The sequence below is a fragment of the Vibrio sp. ZOR0018 genome (genome assembly GCF_963865925.1).
Classification (GTDB): Bacteria; Pseudomonadota; Gammaproteobacteria; order Enterobacterales; family Vibrionaceae; genus Vibrio; species Vibrio anguillarum.
The window spans coordinates 1-1232 of record NZ_CAWMCN010000137.1; the positions used below are offsets into that span (position 1 = coordinate 1).

Genomic DNA, 1232 nt, shown 5'->3' on the forward strand with positions numbered 1-1232 from the left:
TTTCTTCTCTGTCGATCGGAGTTAAAAAACCGACTGAAGCACCACTCTCAACACAATCTATAAGCAATGAATTTAACTGACCTGAGACGCTAGAGGTTGAATTAATTTCCTTTATTTCCACTGAACTATCCTTGTAATTTAACGCCGCATTAAGGTGTGAGTGACGCTTGGCTATACTTGAGCGAAGCGAAACTGCCAAGCGTTACGAATCACTCTTAAATGCTTTGTTATGCGAATTTTTCAACTCTGCTGACTGAATAGTTGTGCTAATTAGCTCTTCAAAAAGTTCTAACTGCCCAGCTGGAATTAATTGATTCTGAATAGCTTTTCGTTTATCTGAGTCAAAAAGCCGCTCTGCCACCCAACCAATGAGATACACCAATGAAAGGCAACCTCCGGCAGTGGCTATGTTACCTTCTACTACTAAAGGCAGATCCTGAACGTCTCCTCCCATCTTTTGTAGAACACTTTTAGCATCTGGATTCGTGGTTAATGGCTTACCTTTTAGTAAACCGAGTTCATGAAGGATGAATGAACCAGCACAAATCGAGCCAATTAGCTGTTTGTTTGGGTCGAGGCTCAATGCTGACATAAATTCAGCTTCTTTCATCGCTGCTGGAATACCACGTTTACCACTAGTGATAAGAACGACATCTTGGTTAGTCACCTCTGAAATATGTCCGTCAGTTCTAACTTTCATGCCAAGGTGGGAATGATGTTCTGGTTTAGTTCCCAGTATGCTGACCGTCCAACTATCGGTTGTTCTCCCAAGCAAGTCATACATAAGAAAAAAGTCTACATCTGTGAAATCATCAAATATAACAACGCCAACTTTGTACATAAATTTCTATTCCTTTCGCTGACCTCATGAATCGCATAACGCCCGCTTAAGGGGCAGACAACGCTACTACTAACTTTCCGCATAACACCTTAATCACAAAAACCAACGCATAGTAAAAATACCACGCGTTGGCTGTCCCTCTTGAAGCGTTTGTTATAGCGGTGCTTTAGTTGCCCATAGAAATATGATGCGTTGCACACAGTTTATTTCCTGCTGGATCACGTAAATAAGCTAGATACATTTTTCTTTCTCCGCTTACCCTGAGACCTGGAGGATCTTCGCAAGCTACACCGCCATTAGCTAAGCCTGCTGCATGCCATGAATCCACTAACTCTGGGCTACTGACTTTTAAGCCAATTGTCATTCCATTACCATGAGTCGCCAGCTCTCC

1 protein-coding gene and 2 pseudogenes are annotated in these 1232 nt (G+C 42.3%); all 3 read right to left on the minus strand.

The genetic code is table 11. The features are described from left to right. Nucleotides 1–121: pseudogene (locus tag AACR75_RS16260) on the minus strand (GNAT family N-acetyltransferase); the annotation flags it as partial. Between the two features lie 81 nt (nt 122–202). After that, nucleotides 203–841, minus strand: coding sequence for a DJ-1/PfpI family protein (locus tag AACR75_RS16265; RefSeq protein ID WP_017049177.1), 639 nt, complete (start codon nt 839–841; stop codon nt 203–205). 166 nt (nt 842–1007) lie between these two features. Continuing rightward, nucleotides 1008–1232, minus strand: a pseudogene (locus AACR75_RS16270) (VOC family protein); the annotation flags it as partial.